This window comes from Nocardia sp. NPDC006630 (assembly GCF_040611495.1).
GTDB lineage: Bacteria > Actinomycetota > Actinomycetes > Mycobacteriales > Mycobacteriaceae > Nocardia.
Genome location: NZ_JBEXOK010000007.1, coordinates 380,177 through 402,492, shown reverse-complemented (window position 1 = coordinate 402,492; position 22,316 = coordinate 380,177). Strand labels below are relative to the sequence as shown.

Annotated in this window: 16 protein-coding genes; 3 read left to right on the top strand and 13 right to left on the bottom strand. The window is 63.5% G+C overall.

Annotated elements, in window-relative coordinates:
• Positions 1–3: 3 nt before the first annotated feature.
• The gene (locus ABZX86_RS23000; protein ID WP_355126534.1) at positions 4–867 is read right to left on the bottom strand and encodes an ABC transporter permease; all 864 of its coding nucleotides are present in this window, start codon (positions 865–867) and stop codon (positions 4–6) included.
• A gap of 1 nt (position 868) precedes the next feature.
• Positions 869–1,717 (bottom strand): ABC transporter permease, encoded by an 849-nt coding sequence (locus ABZX86_RS22995; RefSeq protein WP_355126532.1) that lies wholly within the window; start codon positions 1,715–1,717, stop codon positions 869–871.
• A gap of 518 nt (positions 1,718–2,235) precedes the next feature.
• On the opposite strand from ABZX86_RS22995, the gene ABZX86_RS22990 reads away from it, so the two are divergent.
• Positions 2,236–2,679 (top strand): SDR family oxidoreductase, encoded by a 444-nt coding sequence (locus ABZX86_RS22990; RefSeq protein ID WP_355126861.1) that lies wholly within the window; start codon positions 2,236–2,238, stop codon positions 2,677–2,679.
• 556 nt (positions 2,680–3,235) lie between these two features.
• Here ABZX86_RS22990 and ABZX86_RS22985 read toward each other — a convergent pair.
• Complete coding sequence (locus ABZX86_RS22985; RefSeq protein ID WP_355126530.1) at positions 3,236–3,472, bottom strand: hypothetical protein; 237 nt, start codon at positions 3,470–3,472, stop codon at positions 3,236–3,238.
• A 118-nt stretch (positions 3,473–3,590) separates the two neighbouring features.
• The gene (locus ABZX86_RS22980; RefSeq protein ID WP_355126528.1) at positions 3,591–5,066 is read right to left on the bottom strand and encodes an ROK family protein; all 1,476 of its coding nucleotides are present in this window, start codon (positions 5,064–5,066) and stop codon (positions 3,591–3,593) included.
• Between the two features lie 214 nt (positions 5,067–5,280).
• Between ABZX86_RS22980 and ABZX86_RS22975 the strand changes: the two genes are divergently transcribed.
• A complete protein-coding gene (locus ABZX86_RS22975; protein WP_355126526.1) occupies positions 5,281–5,853 on the top strand; it encodes a hypothetical protein in 573 nt (190 codons plus the stop codon).
• A 17-nt stretch (positions 5,854–5,870) separates the two neighbouring features.
• Here ABZX86_RS22975 and ABZX86_RS22970 read toward each other — a convergent pair whose 3' ends face one another.
• The 7 genes from ABZX86_RS22970 to pgi all read right to left on the bottom strand — a co-directional run bounded on the left by ABZX86_RS22970 (position 5,871) and on the right by pgi (position 12,516).
• Entirely contained in the window at positions 5,871–6,131 is a 261-nt protein-coding gene (locus tag ABZX86_RS22970) for a hypothetical protein (protein WP_355126524.1), read from the bottom strand.
• Positions 6,132–6,243: 112 nt separating this feature from the next.
• Positions 6,244–7,629, bottom strand: a complete 1,386-nt coding sequence (locus ABZX86_RS22965; RefSeq protein WP_355126523.1) for a glycosyltransferase — start codon at positions 7,627–7,629, stop codon at positions 6,244–6,246.
• Positions 7,626–8,348: an HAD-IA family hydrolase gene (locus ABZX86_RS22960; RefSeq protein ID WP_355126521.1), complete on the bottom strand. Its 723-nt coding sequence runs from the start codon at positions 8,346–8,348 to the stop codon at positions 7,626–7,628. Before ABZX86_RS22960 ends, ABZX86_RS22965 begins: the two co-directional genes overlap by 4 nt.
• A gap of 17 nt (positions 8,349–8,365) precedes the next feature.
• Positions 8,366–9,262: a hypothetical protein gene (locus tag ABZX86_RS22955; protein WP_355126519.1), complete on the bottom strand. Its 897-nt coding sequence runs from the start codon at positions 9,260–9,262 to the stop codon at positions 8,366–8,368.
• A gap of 3 nt (positions 9,263–9,265) precedes the next feature.
• Positions 9,266–9,565: a MoaD/ThiS family protein gene (locus ABZX86_RS22950; protein ID WP_355126517.1), complete on the bottom strand. Its 300-nt coding sequence runs from the start codon at positions 9,563–9,565 to the stop codon at positions 9,266–9,268.
• Between the two features lie 13 nt (positions 9,566–9,578).
• The gene (locus ABZX86_RS22945; RefSeq protein ID WP_355126515.1) at positions 9,579–10,931 is read right to left on the bottom strand and encodes an SUMF1/EgtB/PvdO family nonheme iron enzyme; all 1,353 of its coding nucleotides are present in this window, start codon (positions 10,929–10,931) and stop codon (positions 9,579–9,581) included.
• On the bottom strand, positions 10,921–12,516 hold the full coding sequence (pgi, locus tag ABZX86_RS22940; protein ID WP_355126513.1) for a glucose-6-phosphate isomerase: 1,596 nt from the start codon (positions 12,514–12,516) through the stop codon (positions 10,921–10,923). Before pgi ends, ABZX86_RS22945 begins: the two co-directional genes overlap by 11 nt.
• Before the next feature lie 791 nt (positions 12,517–13,307).
• Between pgi and ABZX86_RS22935 the strand changes: the two genes are divergently transcribed.
• Entirely contained in the window at positions 13,308–13,880 is a 573-nt protein-coding gene (locus tag ABZX86_RS22935) for a hypothetical protein (RefSeq protein WP_355126511.1), read from the top strand.
• Between the two features lie 598 nt (positions 13,881–14,478).
• On the opposite strand, the gene ABZX86_RS22930 is transcribed toward ABZX86_RS22935, so the two are convergent.
• Both ABZX86_RS22930 and ABZX86_RS22925 read right to left on the bottom strand, forming a co-directional pair.
• Positions 14,479–16,059 carry an NAD(P)/FAD-dependent oxidoreductase gene (locus ABZX86_RS22930; RefSeq protein WP_355126860.1) on the bottom strand — a complete coding sequence of 527 codons (1,581 nt, stop codon included), beginning with the start codon at positions 16,057–16,059 and terminating at the stop codon, positions 14,479–14,481.
• A 21-nt stretch (positions 16,060–16,080) separates the two neighbouring features.
• The gene (locus ABZX86_RS22925) at positions 16,081–22,299 is read right to left on the bottom strand and encodes an SDR family NAD(P)-dependent oxidoreductase (protein WP_355126509.1); all 6,219 of its coding nucleotides are present in this window, start codon (positions 22,297–22,299) and stop codon (positions 16,081–16,083) included.
• Between the last annotated feature and the right edge of the window lie 17 nt (positions 22,300–22,316).

The following is a 22,316-nucleotide window of genomic DNA, read 5'->3' as shown; positions in this document are numbered from 1 at the left end:
CCCCTATCCCGAGAACCGGACACCGGGGTCGATGCCCCAGATACCCAGTGTCAGAAGCAGATCCGCGAGCACCACCACGACGAAGCAGACCTTGATGGCCGCACCCGCCGCGATACCGACGCCCTCCGGCCCGCCGTCGGCGAAGAATCCGTAATAGGACTGGATGAAGGTCGCCAGCGTGACGAACACGACCGCCTTGAGAATCGAGAAGAGCAGGTCGGTGCTCACGAAGAACTGCTGGAAGTAGTGGAAATATGTGCCACTGGACGTGCCGCCCATCAGCGTCACGGTGAACCGCGCGGACAAATAGGCGGCGCACAGCCCGACCAGATACATCGGGACGATGGCGATCCACGCGGCCAGAATCCTGGTGCTGACCAGATAGGGCAGCGGCCGAATCGCCAAGGAGTCCAGCGCGTCGATCTCCTCGGAGATCCGCATGGTCCCCAATTGCGCGGTGATCCGGCAGCCACCCTGCACCACGAATGCGACGACCGCGATCATCGGCCCGATCTCCCGGGTGACAGCGAACGCGGTGATCGCGCCGGTGACCGGACCCATGCCCAGCAGATCCAGCTGCGAGAACGCTTCCAGGCCGATGGTGATGCCGACAAAAATGTTCATCGCGATGATCACCCCCATGACCCCGCCGCCGACGACGAGTGACCCGTTGCCCCAGGTGACATCGGACAGCAGCCGCCACACATCCTTGCGATAGTGCTTGAACGCCAACGGAATATCGGCCAGGCAGCGGACGAAGAAGAAGGCCTGATGCCCCGCCAGCCGCACCGCGTTCAGCGGCACGTTCGCCGCCCGGCTCAGCGCGCGCACCGGGCGCAGCAGCGGAGGCACATAGGTTGCCGCCATCTCAGACCACCTGGTGCGGGAACAGGGTGTTGAACACCTGGGTGAGAATCACATTGGTCGCGAACAGCAACAGCGCGGAATTGACGACCGCCGAATTCACTGCATTCGCCACACCGCCGGGACCGCCGCGCGTATTCAGGCCGGTATCGCACGCGATGATCGCTGTCAGCAGCCCGAAGATGAGTGATTTCGTCACTGCCGCAACCAGATCGGCAGGCCCGGCGAAGGCGGCGAAAGTACTGACGAACGATCCGGCCGTGCCGCCCTGCACATAGACGTTGAACATATAGCCGGTGATGAATCCGATGAAGACGACGAACCCGCACAGCAGGACACTCACCAGCATCGCCGCCAGCAGCCGTGGCGCGACCAGTCTGGTCAGCGGGTCCACGCCCATCACCTTCATCGCGTCGATCTCCTCGCGCACCGTCCGCGAGCCCAGATCAGCACAGATCGCCGAGCCGACCGCGCCCGCGATCATCAGCGAAGTCACCAGCGGCGCACCCTGTTTGATGATCCCGAGACCGCTCGCCGCACCCATGAACGACGTGGCCCCCACCTGCACCACCAGCGAACCGACCTGAATCGACAGGATGACGCCGATCGGAATCGCGATCAGCACGGTCGGCGCGGCCGAGGCGCTCGTCATGAACGCACACTGGCGAATGAATTCCCCGAAGTGGAATCTGCCCCGGAAGAGGTCTCCGATCAGCTGGGCGATCGCCCGGCGCCCCATGGTGATCTGCCGGCCGAAGGTTTCGATCGAACGCACCGGATGGTCACGGTAGTAGCCCTGCCCCCACTGCACCGCGGCCGCCGACGGGCCGCGCAAATCCTTGATCGACTGCACCGCGCCTCACCCGCTCATGGAGGTGGAGCGACTACTGCCGGGTGACGCCATTGATCCTCCAGGTATGCCATATGTGAACTCGGCGTAGTGTAACAGCAGTCACAGTCGGCAGCGCAAGACCGGAATATATCGGCTGAATCTTAGCTATATTTGCCACTCTTACTGCACATATCGAAACCGCACGACATCCCCATGCCCTCTCAAGTGAATATGAAGTAGTCACAATAGTGATCTTTGTGGGCATCGCACGGGTGGACGATCGCGTCCCTACGCGGATACACCGCACCTGCGCGGTACGATCACACGCTTGCCGACCAGGCGAGAAGGGGAGGCACAACATGCCCCGCGGGCCGGAAGGGCGCACCCTCAGCGACTGCGCGCTGAACTCGGCAACGGCCGGCAATCTGATCCCGACAGTTGCGGCAGCAGCACTGGAACATCGCCGTGTCGCTGTCGATCTTCGATGCGCCGATCACCCTGCCCGACCACCCTGACCGTGGCATCGGGCATACCCCGGCATTGGTACGCAGCTCACGCCGCGAGGCCATCCCGGCCGTGGCCACACGGCTCTTTGCCCACTACTGCGCAGCCCCGCGTCCGTCGTCGGTCTGGACTTCGACGCCGCGATCGCATGGCCCGGGTACGACTGGATGGGGGTGGCGAAGGCCGCCCTGGAATCGACCTCCCGCTACCTGAGCCGTGATCTGGGGCGTCGCGGTATCCGGGTCAACTTGGTCGCGGCCGGACCTCTGCGCACCAAAGCCGCGACCAGTATCCCCAGCTTCATCGATTTCGAAAGTGCCTGGAGCAGTGGAGCTCCGCTCGGCTGGGATGTGACCGATGCCGATCCCACGGCCCGTGCGTGCATAGCGTTGCTCTCGGACTGGTTCACCAGCACCACCGGAGAAATCATTCACGTCGACGGCGGATTTCATGTCACCGGTGGCGTCGGACGGTTCTGACCGGCCCGTGATCGGCCCGCGGGAATACCCACCCACAGATCGCTCCTGTCGGGTCAAGTCGTCCAGCACGCAGCCGCCGGATTCGAGGTGCGCACGAAGAATCGACATCAACGGAGCAAATATGTGGTGGTACTTCGGCATTCGCTTGCCGCGGCACGTCAAGCACTCCCAAAAGGGGGCAACGGCAGCCAACGACGGACATCGGTGGAGTGGGGTAGTCGTCGAAGCCCGGCTGCGGGGTTGGCAGGCAATGGTCGAACTCATGTTGGCCGTAGGATCACTAGCCTACTGCTATGGCGCGATCGCCGCTGGCGAAGTCTGGGCCACCAACCGACGTCGACGCGTTCTACTGGATGAGGACCTCGAGGTCGACCTCGACGGGGTCTGGCCACGCGGCACCGGGAGGCCGTGACCTAGGCGCGCAGATGGCCACGTTAGCGCGAGAGTCGAGGTTCTCCCGGAACCAGGGCCTCGCACGGTAACGATCCGACCGGCCGAAAAGGGCCCGGCTCATGCAGGGCCCTTCAGTGATACCAGCTGCACCGGGAACGCGGAACTATCGGCCGTTCGGCAATTCGTACTGCCGCGCCAGGCATTCACCCATTGGATGGTTGACGTCCGGGTTTCCCGGTGCAGTCTGCAGCGGCACTTCCGCGACGAAAGTTGCTTCATTGTGGATCGAGACCGACATGACGAGCGATCCACCGGTCAGAAGGCTCATGAGCGACAGCAGAACCGTTCTTTTGAAGCTTCGCCGTTCGTTGTCGGGTTGCCCGAAATTGTTGTGTACCACGGTTCTTGGCCTCCTCCATGCCGCCCCGGCCGATCCGGTGAAGCAGGACCTATCCTACATTGACTAGGAGATAGGCCCTAGGAATTTACCAGGGGTCTTGACCCGAGGGGGCTGCCAGTCAGTTCTCGAGGGCGCATTCGTCGAGCTCGAGGGCGTGCTCGAGAAAACCCTCCAGGACGCACTTTGCGGCCGCGGTAGCTCGCAGGTTCGGCTGATCCTGATCGTCGGTGGGGAAGGTTCTGGTCGTGATTTCACGGGGGCCGGTGAAACCAGCGATGATCTCGCGTCTGGCCGCATCCAGGTAGCGGGCCGCGGCGGTGCCGGAGGCGGCTTCGGCCAGCGGTTGCGGCAGGTAGAGAATCACCGTGGATGGATCGGTTGTGGTGCAGGCGCATTGGATCGCCCAGCCGAGTACCGCGCCCGCTTCCTCGAATACGCTGCCCGCCTGGTCGGTATCGATCAGGACCGCCTCGTCGAGGGTCGCACACCCCAGCTCTCGCAGGATGCGACTGGGCGAGCCGACCAGGTCCACGTGCCGGCCACTCTCATCGCCGCACAGGCACACCATGTCCGGAGCTGATTGGGGACTCGCCCCGTTACTGAGGCGCCCGACGGCGAGGTGCCCAACTTCCATCGCGCGGCCGCTGCTTCCTCGCCGAACACGGCCGTCCATGACGAGCCCGCCGCCAGTGCCATGTTCGAACACACCGATCACGATGAGATTCAGAACCTGGTAGCGCAGCCATTGAATCGCATGTACGGCAAGAGCATTGATGTCGTTCTCGATCAGGATCGGCACCACGCCACGGTGTTGCGGATCGAAGTGATTGCGTAACATGGCCCCGAGGTTCTGCGGTGGCGCGGAACCGTCACGCAACAACGGAATCACCAAGTCGCCGTCGACCGGTGCGGCGACCTCAACGCCGATTCCGAAGAGTTCGACGACACGCTCACCGTGTCGATCACCGGACACAGCGTCGGGTCCGAGGCCGCCGAATCGGTCCGGATCTTCCGCGAGCGCACGGCTGTGCCGTTCGATGAGCTGCCGTATCGCCGAAGCAATTTCGGCGGCGAGCCGGATCCAGTACGACTCTTCCTCCCCTGCCGCGCCAGTGTCGTTGGGGGACTCGCCGCGCCAGCTTACCCGGCGATGACCCAGCAATTGTGTGGTGCCGTCCAGGCTTGTCAGGACGATCGACATGCCCAGGGGCCGACCGTCGCGCAGAGCGACATGGACACCGGCGGTGACCAATCGGGAGCTGAGCTTGAGCCGCGTGGTGGGACGCCGGTCCTTTTCATGACGGGTGGTGCCGTACTCCAGATAGCCCGCGTCGAGTAGGACCTTGACTGCCTTGCTGACCGTGGCCTGCGGAATCTCCTGGCGGTCCATACGACGAGCGGCTTTTGGGTCACCCTGGTGAATCTCGAGTCGCGAGATATCGTTCGGCGCGGCGCGCGCAACACGGGCAAGCACCTGGACGATGGCGTCGCGACCGACCGACGAGTCGGCACGCTCGCCGGCCGTCCTCTGCTTCAGCGCCACAGCCTTTTTGGGCCATTGCGCGAGCTTCACCTCGAACGCTTCGTGCACCACAGTCGCCGAACCCCTGTCGTCGTGGAACGCCGTTCCGAGTCGCAACTCTACTTTAGCATTCATATTGGAGAAAATATTCGTAACGAATATTAGATGTAAGAAAGTTTTAGAATCTCATGGCGAAATAAGTATCAGTAGCGGGCTATATTGGGATCAGTCGGCCCGGAGTGACGCATCGCCAGGCCAGATTCTCGGCCCGAAAGGGGGCCCAACGATGGACGCCACATCGGACTACAACCTCGCGATCCACGAGATGAACACCCCCAGGGCTGTAGGCGCCATGCTTCGTGAAAGAGTCGAAATGGCCAGTCGCTGCGCCACTTTGAACGCCGGACTGCCGACCGGCTGGAGCTACCGCGAGACTCTCGAAATCTGGCCCGCGGCCGATAGCGAACTCTTCGGTTTCGTGCACCGGCGGTGGCGAACCCGAGGCCCAGAGAGGAACGACGAACTCGGTCAACTCGCGACTTCTCTTGCCAACATCGCGGTTTCGATCCTGCTGCACCCGGAATGGCCGCTGCTGATCCGACGGTCGTGCGCCTACGCAGGCATCCGCGTGGGCGCGGGCCTGGACGGCTGGATGCTGCGGATGCAGAGCCGCGAGGCGATCACAATCGCGCTGGAACCACAACGGCTGCCAGGGTTTCGGCTTGATACGATCGACGCCGCGCCGGTCACAGACACCGAGGATCTGTTGCGAACGATGATCACCGCCGCATACGTCGCCACCCCGCGCCGCATGGCCCACGCGGCCGCTCCGGTCAGCCCTCGACTGGCTGTGCGCTGACATGGGACAGCGCAGAATCAGCCGCGTTTTTTCTTCTCCTTGTTCAGCACGGTCATCAAACCAGCGCGTTCCTTCTCCATCGCCGCGTGTTCCTCGGCGAACTGGGCTTCCAAAATATCGGCGTCAGCCAGCAGTGCCTGCCGGATCAGACCCGCGATGAACACATTGAGCGGCACACCTTGCAATCGGGCCAATCGCTTGGCCCCGACCGCATCGACCCAGGGGATCTTGACATTGAGCTGGACAGACTCCGGACCGATATCCGGTTCCTGCGGCATAGTGAGCACCTCCCGTCGAGGCCAAGGGGCGCGGTGACCACGACCCTGATTGTCGAAGATGGTCACCGGCCCCAGCCGTCCCCCAAGACTACGTCATAGAACCTAGGTCCTACTATAGGGTGAGGAGCTCGTTATAGAGCCGGACATAGTCCGACAGCTCTCGATCGACGAGAAACCGCGCAGCACAGGTGTTTCTGGCCGCTGAACCCAGCTCGGCGGCACGATCGTGCCGATCCAGCAAGGTCATTATACTGTTGGCGAAGCCCACGTAGTCGTGGGGATCCACCAGCAGTCCGTCGACCCCATCGGTCACCTGGGTGAGTATCCCGCCCACCGCAGAAGCGACGATTGGCCTAGCCTTCCACATCGCCTCGGTGACGGTGAGCCCGAATCCCTCGGCGAAGCTCTTCTGCACGACTATCGTCGAATACCGTTGCGCCGCGTTCACCACCAGGGCGTTGGCGAGGCGGTCTCGCAGCGTCAGCACCGCCAGGTGGGTGCGGGTGCGAATACACACCGGCAGGGTGTCGCGCAGCAGACAGACCTCGGCGAACACCCCGGCTCCCTCCGGATCGTCCGGAATGTCGGCCGGGTCGGGACCGAGCAGCAGTAGATGCGCCGGGCTGCGCGGGGCGATCTGCTCGGAGAAAGCACGCAGTACACCGGTCATATCCTTGAGCGGATCCCAACGTGACACCTGGGTAATCAATGGAGTGTTCGGCGGTAGCGGTGCATCCTGAATCACCCGCCCCACAACGGAATTCGGGGCGGACGACGCCAGTAGGCCGATCCCGCCAAGTAGTTCACGGCACTGTTCGATGGTCAGATCGCGATTCTTCTCGGACTCGGGATCGATCGAGGGTGCGATAACCCGGCAACGATCAGCGGGCAGGTAGGACGGCGCGAAACCCTCGGTGGTGAAGACGCTGAGGGGAAGCTCGGACACGTACGGGCGCAGGAACTCCCACGTATCTGACAGCACCGCACCGTGACCGGTAGTGCCGATGTGGCAACGCCACACCACTCGGATTCCCCGCTCCAGCAGGTACGGCGCGGCCCCGACTGTCTGCGGATCGTGTAGCACCACCAGGTCATTGGGTGCGATGTGCCCCGGTATCAGCCGATCGGCGATCGCCCTGGTGACTCGCCGGTACAGCTTAGCGTCCGAGTCGTCGAAGCCTCCGGAGTCATTGCCGTGCAGACCGTGATGGATTCGCTTGGTGAGCTGAAAGAATTCCGCTTCCGCGTCGGCGACCAGCCATTCAGCGGGCAGACCCAGCGATTGCTGATGCGCGATGGAGGCCCAGAGCAGTTCCGCGACGCCGCCGCCGAGCGCGGTGCTGCTCACGTGCCAGATTCGCTTGCCGCCGAGCCGGCACGACAGCGTGGCGGAGTCGGCGGTGAGCCGGGAGGGCCAGTGGCGCTGGCGGGTCGCGGTGACGGAGACTTGGGTAATGTCATGTCCCAGTTCGGAATCAGTACCTGGTTGAATGGTCATCCTCGGATCACCCGGGCCGCGGTGAGCTGGAGTCCCCGGCCGGAGTGCCGGTCGAGCACCAGGTCCGCGCACGTTTCGACGAGGACATCGGCACCTGAAAGCGCGTCGGTGTCCCCACCATGGGTCAGCCCCACCACGCGCATGCCTGCGCGCCTGCCCGCCTCGACTCCCGCAGCAGCGTCCTCGATCACCAGGCATTCCGAGGTGGAACAACCCAGTTGCCGTGCGGCGAGCAGGTATCCGTCCGGTTCCGGTTTGCCGGTTTCGACATCGTCGTTCGCCACCAGCACCCGAGGTTCGGGCAGACCCGCGGCCCGCAGGCGTACCTTGGCCAGCCAGGTCGGTGCGGAAGTCACAATGGCCCATTCATCATCGTCGAGATCATTCAGCAAATCTCCGGCACCACTGCACTGCTCGATATCGGCGACGTCTTCGGCCTGTCTCTGCTCCAGTTGGGCTGCCTCGAGTTCTGCGTCCAGCGCGGGCGCGACCGCCCGGATAGTGTCTACCGACCGCGTGCCCGGGGTCGCGGCCAGCACGGCACCAGGGTCGAGATCATGGTCGGACGCCCACTGCAACCAGGATCGGCGCACGGACGCGGCAGACGAGACCAATACCCCATCCAAGTCGAATAAGATTGCTGAACAAGGCAATTCGACAGCAGTCGAGCCCCCTGCCAGCGAGCAGGAATCGGGGTTGAGCGCATCATGCGTGGACACAATCCATACACCTTTCGTCAACCGGCATGGCCGATGATCGGGTCACTGAGGATGTGATGGAGCTTTCCGGCGAGCGCCAGCGCCTCGCTGGGTTCTCGTTTGAGAAAATTGCGGCCGAAGATGAGACCGAGGCCCCCGGCATTCACCACGGCCTGCGCGCGATTCAGCAACACATCGGCATCGGCGCGCTCACCGCCGGACAACAGTAGCAGCGTCCGACCGGCGGATCGTGTGAGAGCGGCGAGTTGGTCGGCATCGGAAAACTCGTGTCGGTACTCCGGAGGAACCGCGTCGGACGGCGGGTCCGTCGGCCAGTTCAGCTTGACGATGTCCGCGCCGAGTTCCGCAGCGGCACGCGCGGCGTAATCAATGGCGTAGAACGAGTTTCTCCCGCCGGCACGCTCGATCGCCGACCCGCGCGGGTAAGCCCACACGATCAATGGCATCCCGAATCGCTCGCAGTCCTCCCGGACCGTGCGCAGGGCGTTGAAATCGTCGGTCTGCCGGGCCGAGCCCACGTACAGGGTGTAGCCGACTGCGTCCGCACCGAGCGAGACCGCCTCGGCCACCGAGGCGTTCAGCGGCGACAGCGGTGCGTCGTCCGATGGTATCTCCGTCTTCCCGTTGAGCTTGACCACCAGCGAGATACGGCCGGCGAAAGGTTCGTAGCATTTGCGCGCGTGCCCGATCTGAACTACAACCGCATTGAAGCCGCCAGCGAGCGCGAGCTCGAACACGAAGCCCGGATCGCCCGATTCCGGTTGTGCGGCGAAGTCTCTGGGGCCGTGCTCGAGCCCGTGATCGTAGGGCAGCAGCAAGGCGGTGCCATCGCCCGCGCCATGGCAATACAGCATGCGGTGCAGCCGGGTCAGCTTGCCCGGTCCGAGCCCGCGCCCGGTCAGCGTCGGTGGCATGGCTCACCCACCGGCGATCTGGGCGAACACGAATAGCTGGTCGCCGGCGTGCAGACCAGTTAGCCGGTCCGGCCGACGGTAGATCTCATCATTGAGGGCCAGCAGGAATCCGGCGCGCAATCGCCCGGATTCGTCGAATAGATGTTTGGCCAGCCGGTCGAAGCGCGCCCGGATCTGGTTGACCAGCACAAGCCAGCTGTCTGCGGTACAGGTGATCGAACGGCATTCGGTCGGCGGTGATCCGAGATCGTCGACCTCATCGAGATAGGTGACCAATGATGCGGCCAGGGTGACGACAACCATACTGTTACCTCACTTAGTCTCGGGCAAGCCGGAAGCCGAGGTCACCAGCGGAGTACCCGGCGGGATCGTGGAGCCGGAAACGGGTACGGCACATCTCCGCGAGCGCGAGGAAGCCGCCCCCGCGCGACACCTTGTGTACCGCATCGGTGATCGCAGCTACGTTGACAGACCTCGCCGCTGGGTCATGTCGTGGCGAGCGGCGATAGTAGTCGGAAAAGTACGTGTCCTGGCACCATTCCCAGACATTGCCGTGCAGATCGTGCAGCCCCAGCCGATTCGGCTGGAGCGCGCCGACCGGGTGCGGGCGGCCTTCGGCGTTCTCGGCGTACCAGGCATATCGGGGCAAGTCTCCGAGCGAGCAGCACCATTGTCCGGATTGACCGGTGCCGCAGGCGAATTCCCATTCGGCTTCGGTAGGCAGTCGGCACCCGAACCAGGCCGCGCAGAGCACGGCCTCGTACCATGAGACACCTACGACCGGCAGGTCCTGTCCTGCGGCGGTCGCGGAGTGGTCCGGATCCAGCAACGTGTAGAGCTTGTTAGTGAGTGGGAATCGCGATATCCGGTACGGCGACAGAACCACTCGATGCTGGGGCGTCTCGCCGCAGAAGTGTGCGGTCTGCTCGGCGCGGGTGCCCATGGTGAAGGCGGTTTCGGCGATAGCCGCCATATCCACGGCCATGAACCGCTGGTAGCGCTCCTCGGCGTCGCGGAGAAAACCGGTGGTGACGTGATCGTGGAAGAACTCCGGGAACTGCGCGGCGGCGGCGAGCGCCGCGACCACCGTGCGGGCGTCGCGGCAGCGGGGCATGCCACTTCGATCCAGGGACAACACTTCTCGCAAGCTGTCGAACGTACTCGCGGTGACCGGCGGCGGGCGGGGGGCTGACACCGATACAGGCACTTCTTCAACTCCGCTGCCTGCCATCGCGAATGCGCGCATTTGCGGTAGTTCGGCATTGCGCAGCGAGATGATCATGTGCAAGGGGGCGATGAATCTGCTGACGTGCAGGTCGTAGTCGATACCTGAGAAGTTCCCGGGGTGGCGGCGGTGAGTATGGAATACGGCCACCTCATGCATCTTGTGGCGCACGATGTGCTGTTGGACCCGCCAGGATTCGTCCTCGTCGGCCACGAATCCGGCATCGGGGTGGTCAGTAAAGTATCGGCCGCGGTCCTCGAACCCCTTGCGCCAGTGGTCGTCATTTCGAATGTTGTTCTCGAATCCAATGAATTCGCTCGGCTGGGAGCAGCCCGGCGCGGCCAGGAGATAACCGAACGATTTGACCGGGTGACGGTCGCACACATACGACAGCAACGACTCCGCGAGGGTCGCCGGCAGGATGAGTCCGTTCTCAGGTGCCATGTGCAAACCTGTTCGGGGCGAAGAACACCGTGTCCGCCAGCGAAGATCCTGCCTGGACACCGACGAGATCGACGCGTGTGATCGCCAGATGTTCCAAGAGCCGGTGTGCGATATCCGCGCGGTCGGTGAGACCGGCCTTGTCAGCCAGGGCAGGCGCGGTCATCGGTTCGGTGGCTGCGGCAAGGCATTCCAAGAGGGCGTGTTGCAGCTCCAGAATCGTTACCGCCGTGTGCTTGTCGACGCCAGGCTGGTGGTAGGCGTTCACATCGATGAGCTCGGCGTAGAGCCCGACCGCGCGTTCGTAGAGCGCCACCAAGGCGCCCAGAGCGTCTTCCCCCGCGTCGGGCAGCATGATGACGATCGTCGGGCGGCCGCAACCACGCAGCGCGCTCATCGTGCCGACAAGACCGCCGAACAGGTGGCCGTCGAGGGTGTGGGCGGACTCGGGATGCGCACGGCGCGCTCGATGGGTGCCGATGAAGGTCACGAACGCGTCGTCGCGGCCCTCACGCAGCTGTTGCAGGTAGGAGTGCTGATCACTGACGCCCTTGTGGCCATATACGGTCAGCCCCTGTTGCACCGTTCGACTGGCCCTGTCGGCCCGCTTACCGAGTGACTCCATGATGAGCTGCTGAATCCAGCGGGTGACGCCGGCGAGCTCGTCACGGTACGGCAGAACGACCATGTTGCGGTCGCCGGTGCCGCCGCCGAGCCAGAACCAGGCCAGCGCCAGCAGAGCCGCAGGGTTATCGAGGACCACGGCGGTCCGGGTGCACGCGTCCATCCGGGCTGCGCCAGCGAGGAATTCGCCGGTCCGTGCACCGAGCAGCGCCGCAGGGAGCAAGCCCACCATCGAGGTGACCGAATAGCGCCCGCCGACCCAATCCCACATAGGGAAGATCTCCAGCCATCGATCAGCGGCCGCCTGATCAGCTAGTTCGCTGCCTAAAACTGTGGTGGCCACGGCGTGCGCATGGAAGGCCAGATCTGCTGCGGTATAGGCACGTTCCAGCTCGCGCAGAACCTGACGCGGTGTTGGTGTGATACCCGATTTCGAGACCACCGACACAAGGGTCTGCCCCACACCGCCGTCCAGATTCCGCAGCGCGCGATCAACTCCGTCGGGATCGGCGTTGTCCAGCACCTGAACGGTCAGGCCCTCCGACCCTGCACTCCAGGCTTCGCGCAGCATGTCGGGTCCGGTCGCCGATCCGCCGATACCGACGTGAAGAAGATTGCGAAATCGCCCACCTGCACCGTGGAGTTCGCCGGTTCGCACACGATCGGCAAAGTGGTCGAGCCGGGCCAGACTGTCCGTGATAGCGGCAGTAATCGCGTGGCTGGGCGCGAGATTCGGCGTCCGCAACCAGTAGTGGCCGACGTACCGATCCTCATCAGGGTTCGCGATAGCGCCGCGCTCGAGGGCCGTCATGGCCTCGAACGCGCGCGACAGCGGGTCCGCCATTACATGTAGATAGTCGACCGGGAAGCCCGCGCCGCTCACATCGACACTCACGCCGGAAATCGGGTCGGCGAAACGAAGGGCACAGTATCTTTCCCACCAGCTACCGATGTGTTCAGTCATTGCGGCCCAAGGCATCCCCACTCTATCGCTCACACAGAGCCCCCTCGACCTACCGAGTCCGCGTTGCGCCGCTCAATATTGATAGATGATATCGAGGCCGTACCCCGCACGTGGTGGTTTTCGCCGCAATTCAGTTGTATCCAAGGTCATTTCGAGCCTCCCTGATCTGCGTGACCTCACCACGGTGCGCTCGCGGGATGACAATGAGTTCGACCGCGATCGTCAAAACGGTGCCGGATTCTATTGTGTGCCAGCATATTTGGTTGCCGTCGATGATCATCGCGCCTGACTGACGCCAGCCGAGCACTGTTGCCGGAGTTCACCGCAGGTAAGCAGAGGGGCAGTACCACGACCGAATCGTGGGCGGTATTCACCGCCGTGGTCAATGCGCCGACCAGCGGTTGATCGACTGGTCACGACGATGATCGATGTAGCAGCCTGTCCGATAAAGCGAGAATCATTGTGGTGGTGCATATTTGGCGCGGCGAGCGTCCGAGTCTCTCAAAATGCAAATCACTCCTCGAAGGATTCTGATTTGTGCGTACAACAGAATTCTCGGAGAACAAGCGCAGATCGTCATATCACGATCAGCGCGTCACGAAGCTGGTCGTGCCGACAGTACGCCGAGCGATGTTCACGACGATCTGAAGTCTCGGTCGCGCCGCGGTGACGAGGCCACAGCGCCTGACCATCGACCTCGGCTTTGCGCGAATACTCCCGCACCACAGATGTTTTCATAGTCCACTCGCTGTAGGCAGACACCTCGGAAGGCGCGACCAGGAAGTAGCAAAATGAGCCGAGTCGCTCTGAATCCCTTGCAATGGAACAGCCTCGAACACATCGACGATGTCAGACCGATCGATGACAGCGACGCCGCCTGTCTCGAAGAAATCCGCCTCGTGCTGTCAAAGTACGGGAACCTGGGCCGACTCGGCATCGCCCTGCTTCACAGCCATTTCCAACTTGCCGACGACGAGATGATGCTCGAGACGACCGACACCGAACAAAGAGAGCATTGGGTCCGTCCGGTCAAGAAAATGCCGAGAGTTCAACGGCCGCAAGGGGCACCGGGCCACAATGGTGCGATGTTGGGGTGGGCACCGCGTGACAGTGCGCGAGCGATCGACCGGGTCGGCACGCGAGTTGCCAAGGCCAACAACGGCATCAGACGACCGATACGCCGCGTGCCGCCGATTCCTGCGGTCGCCTCGGCCGTTATGGGCGGCGTCGCTGATGAATCCGACGCATTACGCCACCAGCAGTGTATCGACGTCCTGTGCGGTTACCTCCGCCTTCCCTACACGCCAGAACTGGGGGGAACCACCAAACGGTTCGAGAACGCGACATTCGCCGGCACCGCCTGATTCGACAAGGTGACGTTTCTCCGATACAACCAGGTTCGGTGGGGCGATGTTCGTTGGCCCTGCTACGTTTACAGGCGCGAATTTCAATTCCGGCACAGTCGAATTCCAGTGACCCAAGCAGTGAGGGCCGCCCCGCCGACTTTCGATTGTGACCTGGATCCGACTGAGATGCCAATGAACGTCGAGCCCCGAGACTTGCCGCCGACCGCTGTTCCGATCACGTAACATAGCCCGAGTGGGTGCGCAGGACCGCGCTTGCCGGTCAGCGCTGCGAGCGACAAGCGGACAGCACCGTCAGGGCAAACACCACCTATCTGAGACTATCGACCGGCAACCACCAGCCAGTGTACTGTTCACACGGCTTCCTGGCTTGATCCACCACGGCAACGAGAGCTGAGGACTACTCTGCCGGCGATCAAAATCTGTGGATCAGACGGGCCGTCGAACTCCTGTTGTGTTCCGTGCCCGAGCCAATCGAGAGCGCTCTAAGCGGGCATTCAATCCAGCGCTGAGCACTTGACCGCCGTCAAGTGCGTCAACGTCGAACCAATTCTGCTACTTCATCTTTCGCGCACACCCGATGCAGACCTATCGACGACTACTCGACACGCCTCAGATACTGATCGTGGGAGACCGGTGCGTCCACACGACGATCCGGAAGCTGATACTCCGCGTCGAAGTGATAGTCGGTGAACGGGAAATGTCTGCCACGCCAGCGTGTTTCGAGAGCACCGGCAGGACGGAAGTACGGCGTGTCACCGTGCGAGTTGAGGTAGTAGGTGTGCGTACCCTTGTTTTGCGTCCCGATGTAGTGCCGGAGAACCTGGCCGCGCTTGCGGATCTCGGCATGGTGAGCGGTGTGTGCTTCTTCGCTGACCTCGATCACCGAGGCCCGGCGGCGCCGCGCTTCCGCTATCGCTCGAATGGCGTGTGATGCAGTCGTTTCCACCAACCCGTGCCATCCGATATCAGCCATCGAGTAGGGGCCGACCAGCATCCAGCGGTTCGGCAGGCCGGGTAGAGCCACACCCTCATAGGACTGTAATCCATTGGCACGGAAGAACGTACCGAGATCGAATCCATCCCGCCCGATAACGGCGCCTTCGGCGTAACTTTCCGGATCGGTGTACATCTCGTAGCCGGTCGCCAGGACGATGACGTCGTATTGATGCTCGGTGCCATCGCTGGTCCGGATGCCCTGCTCGGTGAACCGCTCGATGTCGTCGGTGACCAGGCAGACATTGTCACGATTGAACGCCGCCAGATATCCGGTTGACAGGGTGAGTCGCTTCGCCATAGGCCCATAGTCGGGTGTCAGTGCGGCGGCCTTTTCGGGGTCATCGATGATCCGTCGGACATACTTTCGGTAAATCCGCTTGGTGAAGGCATCGAATGCGGCCATCAACGGTATCGCCACCGCCAAGGGCATGATCGTCGCCAGTCTGGCAATGGGTTCCAACCCCAGCAACATCATCCCGCGCAGGGCCGCTGCCACTCCCGGCACCCGCAAGGCCGTCTGAAACCACTGCGGGACCGGGTAATTGGGCTTGTTGATACACCACACGGGCGTCCGCTGGTAGACATCGAGGTGACCCACCTCAGGCGCGATCGCGGGCGTGATTTGTACGGAACTCGCGCCCGTACCGACCACCGCTACGCGCTTACCCGCCATGTCGTGAGCATGGTCCCAGGCGGCCGGGCGTTGCACCGTACCGGCGAAATCATCGAGACCCGCTATGCCGTCGACTCTGGGCCGTAGAAAGGCACCGACCGCGCTGATCACGAACCTGGCCGTAATGACCTGGTTGTCAGCGGTGTGCAACGCCCATCGGCGGTGTGTCTCGTCCCAGACTTCGCGGACGATCTCGGTGTGGAACCGTAGATGCCGATAGAGACCGTAGCGGCGCGCGACATCCTGGTGATACGCCTGAACCTCGGCACCTGTCGGGAAGGCCGTCGGCCAATCGGCCTTGCGAGCGAACGAGTACTGGTAGATGAGCGCGGGCACGTCCACACTGATTCCCGGGTAGGAATTGTCGCGCCAACTGCCGCCGACCTCACCCGCGCGTTCCAGAATAGTGAACTCTTCGATCCCCGCGCGTTTGAGCAGCGCACCCGCCGCGATACCGCCGGGACCCGCCCCGATCACCACGATCTCGTGATCGGGTTGCGTTGTCATAGTGCTCATTGCTTCTCTCTCTCACTGAATAGGTCGGATGCCGGCGCTCAGTTGCGTGAGCCATTGGTCAATCAGCTGTGCCGAAACTCGGACCTCGGCACCGCACAGCGCAACGTGATCCGCATCCACGGTTTGGACGGTCTGCGCGGTTGACCACGCTTCTACCGGCCACTCATCGGGGCTCTGCTGCAATTGCGATGATCGCGTGAACTTGACAACAAGCGACGTACATTCAAGAGGCTTGTGTTCGAACCGCGTCACCAGGTCGAACCACCAACCGAATGCGGTCAACCGCGAGTTGGTGAGGCCGGCGAAGCCGGGGGTCGTCGCGTCTATCTCGAGAATATGGTTCCCCCGGCCGTTCAGTTGGCGTTCATTCGCCGCACGTGCGATAAAGCCGTCGAGGATGATCAGGCCTTGCAGCTGGGTATTTCCTTGTTCCAATAGGCGAGTCGCCGCCGCGTGGGCGATGTTTCCTCCGACCGAATAACCGCCCAGGACGAATTCGTCCTGGCCCACCGTGTCGAGGACCGTCTCGACAATGCTGTCGATAGCGGCATCGAGCGAGGCAGGGAGCGGCTCATCCGGACCGTATCCCGACAGCGGGATGGCCGAGACACGGCGGTCACCGCCCAAATGGGCGGCAAGCTGCGTGTACTGAATGAATTCGCCGAGGAATTCCGGGGAATTGATGAATATCAAGTGTGGCAGGACATCTCCGACACTGTTGTCGGGCGAACCGCCACTGATTCCGATGCCGGTCGGCATTCCCTCGGTGCAGTGGTCGAACATCGGACGGAGCTTCGCTGCGGCTCGTAAGAACGCCAAACCTTTTCCGAGCCTGTTGTTTTCGATCGCCTGGCGGATGACACCGACCAAAGTCTCTGCGGGAGCGGTGGATTCGGCCGCCGGAAGATCTGTAGATTCGCGAGCGGCATCCGACAACCGCATCGGCGCTGCCGCGGTCTCCCCAGGGGCTCCGAGTAGTTCGTGCATAATGTGCCGGGCGAGGGTGGCCGGTGTGGGATGGTCGAAGATCAGGGTCGCGGGCAGTCGCAGTCCCGTGATCGTATTGAGTCGATTACGGGCCTCGACCGCGGCCAGCGAATCAAAACCCAACTCCCGGAAGTTGCTAGTTGGATCGACCGCGTCGGGACCCTCATGGCCGAGCACAATCGCCATCTGGTCGCGGACCACGCCCAGTAGCATGGGCAGTCGCTCGGCTTCCGCCAGCGCTGAAACCCGCTCTCGCAAAACCGCTCTCGGCTCCCGCGACCGCTCCGGCACCGAACGACGTCGTGCACTCGATACCAATCCCCGCAGCAGCGGGTTCAATGTCCCGGCCCGGATCTGCGCATCCAGCGCCACACGATCCAGCGTTGCCGCAACCACTGTGGCACGGTCCGCGACGATCGCGGTGTCGAACATCGCCAGACCCTGCTCAGTCGAAATGGGTGACAACCCAACACGACTCAACCGAGCGGTGTCGGTATCAGCGAGATGCCCGGTCATCCCGGTATCGGAAGCCCAGAACCCCCACGCGATCGAAGTCGCGATCAGCCCACTCGCACGCCGATGCTCGGCCAGCCCGTCCAGGAACACATTCGCCGCCGCATAGTTGCCCTGTCCCGCATTGCCCAGCACACCCGCAACCGAGGAATACAGCACGAACAATCCCAGATCCAACTCACGGGTCAACTCGTGCAGATGCCACGCCGCATCCGCCTTGGCCGCCAGCACCGCGTCCATCCGGTCCGGTGTCAGTGACGTGATCACGCCGTCATCGAGTACAGCGGCCGCATGCACCACACCCGTCAAAGGGAACTGCTCAGGCACTGCCGCCAACAACTCGGCCACGCCCTCGCGAGTCGCGATATCACAGGCCACGATCCGCACCCGAGCACCCAGCTCGCCCAGCTCCGTCACCAACAGCGACGCTCCCGGCGCAGCCGCACCACGACGACTCGCCAACACCAGCGACCGCACCCCATGATTTGTCACCAGATGCCGCGCCAGCACCACACCCAAACCGCCGGTACCGCCAGTTATCAGCACCGTCCCAGCCGACACCACGCCACCCGAGCCCGATACCGGCCGTGGCACGTCGACGGACGCCGCGCGGACGCTCTTCCCGGTATCGGGTAGCCGGGTCAATCGGGCTACATGCACGACACCGGCACGGATCACAACCTGAGGCTCACCCGAAACGATCACCGCCGCCAGCCCGTCGGCGGTCAGCTCGTCAATGTCAGTGTCCACCAGGACGATACGGCCCGGGGCCTCCGACTGAGCCGAACGCACCAGACCCCAGACCGCCGATCCTGCCAAATCGGTGACATCGTGCCCGGCCCCGCCGACCGCACCATGAGTGACCACAACCAGAGTGCTTGCCGCACAACGCGGCTCATCCAGCCAGGCCTGCAACACGCGCAACATCTCATGAGTCGCATCGCGGACACGACTCGGCACGTCTGTACCTGCGCCGGCCACGCCACGGTCGAATACGACGACCGCAGGTACGGTCACCTCCTGCTTCTGCACCCAGCTACCGAAAACCTCACCATCGGCGAAGGTTTCGACACCGACAGGCGAACTGCTCTGCGCCGCTATGGGTTTCCACTGCACTCCATGCAACCCGCCCTGGACCGAGAAGGCGGTCAGCTGCGCGGAAGATACCTCCTGCACAGTCAAGGACCGCGCCGAGAACACCCACCGGCCGGCCGCATCGGCGACCTGGATCGACACCGCATCGATATCGCCAGGAACGGGAATGATGCGCGCCCGCAGCAGCGACGCTCCGGTCGCGTGCAAGGTCACCCCCTGCCAGCAAAACGGCAACCTCACTCGCCCCGGAGTGGGATCGACATCGGCGAGCTGTCCGTGCAGCACCGACTCCAGCAAGGCCGGATGCAGCCCGAACCGCGACACATCGGTCATCGCCTCGGGTAGCTCGACCTCGATGAAAAGTTCTGCACCACAACGCCATACCGATCGCAGCCCCTGGAACGCCGGTCCGTACTCGTCACCGGCAACAGCCAGCCGGTCGTACAGACCATCCACAGGCACGGCGACCGCGCCCTCGGGCGGCCACACTGCCAACCCCGCATCCGGTTCCGGCCCACCCTCGATTCCCAGCACACCCTGGGCGTGCAGAACCCATAGCCCGTCAGCAGCCTCGGCACGGGAATACACCGATACCGACCGGCAGCCGAGTTCGTCGGCACCGTCCACCACTACCTGCAACTGCATCCCGACCTCGTCGGGCAGCACAAGAGGCTTCATCAGAGTCAGCTCCCGCAGCAGTGCACAGCCCACTTCCGCTGCCGCACGCAACACCAACTCCACGAAAGCGGTCCCCGGTAACAGCACACACCCGTACACGGCACGATCGGCCAGCCACGGATGGGTCGCCAGGCCGACTCGGCCGGTCAGTACTACACCGTCCCCGTCCGGGGACACCACCACCGCCCCCAGCAACGGATGGCCGGCCGCCGATAACCCCAGCGACGACGCATCTCCACCACTCGAGCCGCTATCCAGCCAATACCTGCGCCGTTGAAACGCATACGTCGGCAAAGACACCCCACCCTGACGAGCGGGTCCCAGCAACGCCGTCCAATCCATCCCCACACCCGACACCTCCAACTGCGCCGCCGACAGCAGGAAAGCGTCCATGCCCCCTTCATCGCGTCGCAGCGAACCCACGACGGTCACCGGATCGGCGCCCATCCGAAGGTCACAGATCTGCTCGACACCGACCGTGAGCAGTGGATGCGGACTGACCTCGACGAAGACGTTGTACCCGTCCTCCAGTAGGGCCTGAGCTGCTTGTTGGAAATACACCGGCTCCCGCAGATTTCGGAACCAGTAGTCCGCATCCAACTCGGTGCCGTCCAGGACACCGCCGGTCACGCTGGACCAGAACGCCACTTGTGACGATCTGGGCGCAAGGTCGGCCAGCACCTTCAGCAGCGGTTCGCGGAGGACTTCGACCTGCGGCGAATGTGAGCCGTAGTCCACCGAGATCCGGCGTGCGTGAACGTCGTCGCGTGCACAGGCTTCCAGGAAGTCCTCGAGCTGCACTGCCGCACCGGACACCACCGTTGCCCGCGGGCCGTTCACTGCGGCGACCGACAATTCGTCGTATCCAGCCAGCAGCGTGGTGACCTGGTCGACAGGCAGGGACACCGTCGCCATCCCACCCTGCTCAGTCAAAGCAATCAGGGCGGCCGACCGCAGGATCACTACCCGAGCGGCATCCTCGAGGGACAAGGCCCCGGCCACACACGCCGCAGCAATCTCGCCTTGGGAATGACCCACTACCGCGTCCGGAACAACACCGACCGAGCGCCACAGTTCGGCCAGCGACACCATCACCGCGAACAGCACCGGTTGAACCACGTCCACGCGCTCCAGCGGCGGCGCTCCTTCCGCACCCGCGAGCACGGCGAACAACGACCAATCCACCAGCGGCGCGAACGCGGCATCGCACTCGGCCATCTTCCGGGCGAACACCGGCGAGCAGTCCAGTAGCTCTCTTCCCATGCCCAGCCATTGCGCTCCCTGACCAGGGAATACCAGCACGGTTTTGCGCAACGCTCCTGCCACGCCGGTAACGACGCCGGGCCTCGGAGTCTGCTCCGACAGCGCGGTCAGCCCCGCAAGCAGCTGGTCACGATCCGCACCTGTCACCGCCGCGCGGTGGTCGAACCGCGACCGCTGAAACACCAACGACCGCGCCACGTCCCGCACGTTCAGCAACGGGTCGCCGGCCACGAAATCCCGCAGCTGCCGCACCTGCCCCGCCAACGCCTCCGGCGTCCGACCCGACACCACCCACACCACCGACCCATCCCCACCAGCACCGGCGTCGGTCACGGGTTCGGTCACCGATTCCGGCGCCTGTTCGAGGATCACGTGCGCATTGGTGCCGCTGATACCGAACGCCGACACCCCCGCACGACGCGGCCGATCAACAACCGGCCACCCCCGCGCCGCGCTCAACAACCCTGCATGCCCGGCTGTCCAATCCACATGCGTGGATGGCTCATCGACATGCAAAGTCTTGGGTAACAACCCATGTCGCAAGGCCTGCACCATCTTGATCACCCCTGCCAGCCCCGCCGCGGCCTGAGTGTGCCCGATATTGGACTTGATCGAACCCAGCCATACCGGCCGATCCGCCGGCCGATCCTGTCCGTAGGTGGCCAGCAACGCCTGAGCTTCGATCGGATCACCCAGTGTGGTGCCGGTGCCGTGGGCCTCGACTACATCGACCTCACTCGCCGCGACGCGGGCATCGGCCAACGCCCGCCGAATCACCCGCTGCTGCGAAGGCCCGTTCGGAGCGGTCAAACCATTCGACGCACCATCCTGATTCACCGCCGAACCACGCACCACCGCCAACACCTGATGCCCGTTGCGTTGCGCATCGGACAACCGCTCCAACACCAGAACACCCGAACCCTCGCCGAACGCAGTCCCATCCGCAGCGTCGGCAAACGGTTTACACCGACCATCCGGCGCCAAGCCCCGCTGCCGGGAAAACTCCACGAACGCCCCAGGGGTTGTCATCACGGTGACACCACCGGCCAACGCCAGCGAGCACTCCCCCGTACGCAATGCCGCCACCGCCTGATGCAATGCCACCAGACTCGACGAACACGCCGTATCCACCGATACCGCAGGCCCTTCCAACCCCAGCACATACGACACCCGACCCGACACCACACTGGGCGAAGAGCCGGTCAAGCGATACCCCTCCACTCCATGATCGGCTCCGACTCCGACTGTCCCGCCGTAGGTCTGCCCGATGACACCGACGAACACGCCGGTGTCACTGCCGCGCAACGAATCCGGCTTGATACCCGCCCGCTCCAGGGCCTCCCATACCGTCTCCAGCAGCAACCGCTGCTGAGGATCCATCGCAATCGCCTCGCGCGGACTGATTCCGAAGAACCCGGCGTCGAACTCGGCCACGTCGTAAAGGAATCCGCCCTGATTCGTGCACGACTTACCCGCGACACCCAGCTCAGGAGACAACAAACCCGACTGATCCCACCCACGATCAGCCGGCCACGCCGACACCGCATCACGACCCTCGAGAACCAGTCGCCACAGCTCATCCGGCGACGTCACACCTCCCGGAAAACGACACCCCATACCGACGATCGCCACCGGCTCCGAGGCTCGCTGCGTCAGGTCCCGCAGCTTGGCCCGGCTTTCCTGAAGCTCGGCCATGACACGTCGTAGGAGAT

Excerpts from the sequence above, each read along its gene's own strand:
- ABZX86_RS22965 (WP_355126523.1), bottom strand. The coding sequence starts at position 7,629 with ATGACCATTCAACCAGGTACTGATTCCGAACTGGGACATGACATTACC.
- ABZX86_RS22970 (WP_355126524.1), bottom strand. The coding sequence starts at position 6,131 with ATGCCGCAGGAACCGGATATCGGTCCGGAGTCTGTCCAGCTCAATGTC.
- ABZX86_RS22975 (WP_355126526.1), top strand. The coding sequence starts at position 5,281 with ATGGACGCCACATCGGACTACAACCTCGCGATCCACGAGATGAACACC.
- ABZX86_RS22930 (WP_355126860.1), bottom strand. The coding sequence starts at position 16,059 with ATGACAACGCAACCCGATCACGAGATCGTGGTGATCGGGGCGGGTCCC.
- ABZX86_RS23000 (WP_355126534.1), bottom strand. The coding sequence starts at position 867 with ATGGCGGCAACCTATGTGCCTCCGCTGCTGCGCCCGGTGCGCGCGCTG.
- ABZX86_RS22945 (WP_355126515.1), bottom strand. The coding sequence starts at position 10,931 with ATGGCACCTGAGAACGGACTCATCCTGCCGGCGACCCTCGCGGAGTCG.
- ABZX86_RS22950 (WP_355126517.1), bottom strand. The coding sequence starts at position 9,565 with ATGGTTGTCGTCACCCTGGCCGCATCATTGGTCACCTATCTCGATGAG.
- pgi (WP_355126513.1), bottom strand. The coding sequence starts at position 12,516 with ATGACTGAACACATCGGTAGCTGGTGGGAAAGATACTGTGCCCTTCGT.
- ABZX86_RS22935 (WP_355126511.1), top strand. The coding sequence starts at position 13,308 with ATGAGCCGAGTCGCTCTGAATCCCTTGCAATGGAACAGCCTCGAACAC.
- ABZX86_RS22955 (WP_355126519.1), bottom strand. The coding sequence starts at position 9,262 with ATGCCACCGACGCTGACCGGGCGCGGGCTCGGACCGGGCAAGCTGACC.
- ABZX86_RS22925 (WP_355126509.1), bottom strand. The coding sequence starts at position 22,299 with ATGGCCGAGCTTCAGGAAAGCCGGGCCAAGCTGCGGGACCTGACGCAG.